The 1,157-nt window shown below is 62.8% G+C and carries 1 protein-coding gene; it reads right to left on the bottom strand.

Going from position 1 to position 1,157, the window contains the following annotated elements; genetic code table 11:
- The coding region (locus EN994_RS32395; RefSeq protein ID WP_164746465.1) for a hydantoinase/oxoprolinase family protein at window positions 1-1,043 on the bottom strand (1,043 nt) is incomplete at its 3' end.
- Between the last annotated feature and the right edge of the window lie 114 nt (window positions 1,044-1,157).

Below are 1,157 nucleotides of genomic sequence, written 5' to 3'. Positions count from 1 at the left end.
GCGTCGACCCGGGCGATCGAGCCGCCGCCGGCGCCGACCGTGTGCACCGCCACCATCGGCACATGGATCGGCATGGCATATTCGATCTCGATCTCGTTCGAGACAGCCGGCTCGGCATTGCGGATCAGCGCCACGTCGGTCGAAGTGCCGCCCATGTCGTAGGTGACGAGGTTTTCGAAGCCGGCACGTTTTCCGGTGTAGGCGGCGGCGATGACGCCCGAGGCCGGACCGGACATGACAGTCTTGGCCGATTCACGTGTGACGAAGCGGGCCGAGATCATGCCGCCATTGCCGTTCATGATCAGGAAGTCGCGGGCATAGCCTTTTGCAGCCAGTTCCTTGCGCAGCCGCTCGACATAACGCTCGAGGATCGGCTGCACCGAGGCGTTGACCGAAGCGGTGACGCCGCGCTCGAACTCGCGCGCCTCCGACAGCAGCGCATGGCCTGCCGTGATGTAGCCGTTCGGCCAGAGCTCGGCGGCAATTTCGGTGGCGCGCCGCTCGTGCGCCGGATTGGCGTAGGAATGCAGGAAATGGATGACGAGGGATTCGCAACCGGCCGCGATCAGCGTCTGCACCGCCTCGCGCATTTCGGCCTCGTCGAGCGGTGTGCGTATCTCACCCGACGCCTCGACGCGCTCCGACACTTCGAGCCTGAGATTGCGCGGGATGATCGGCACGAAGCTGCCGGTCATGCCATAGGCCTGCGGCCGCGTGCGCCGGCCAAGCTCGATCACGTCGCGAAAACCGCGCGTGGTGATCATGCCGGTTTTCGCCAGCCGGCGTTCGAGCACCGCATTGGTGGTGGTGGTCGTGCCATGCACGATGAGGTCGATGCCGTCGATCGGAAATCCGGTGGCGCCGAGTGCCGAAACGACACCGAAGGCCTGGTTGTCGACCGTGGTCGGCGTCTTGGCCAGATACACCCTGCCGCCATCGCTTCCGTCGATCAGGAGCAGGTCGGTGAAGGTGCCGCCGACATCGATACCGGCAACGACATTTCCCTGGGGATCGCGCGCTTGCGCCGAAATATTCTCTTCCATCGTCGAAACCCGAAATGCGCGGACTACGGATATGCGTCAGTTTGGAAAGCTGTTTTAAGGGAGCATCTTGACGCAAATATCGTTTGTATACTAATAAATTCCGGACACAAGAGC

Source organism: Mesorhizobium sp. M7A.F.Ca.CA.002.09.1.1, from assembly GCF_003998555.1.
Classification (GTDB): Bacteria; Pseudomonadota; Alphaproteobacteria; order Rhizobiales; family Rhizobiaceae; genus Mesorhizobium; species Mesorhizobium ciceri.
Note: the sequence above shows the minus strand (reverse complement) of the source record. Positions and strands in the feature narration are given on the sequence as shown.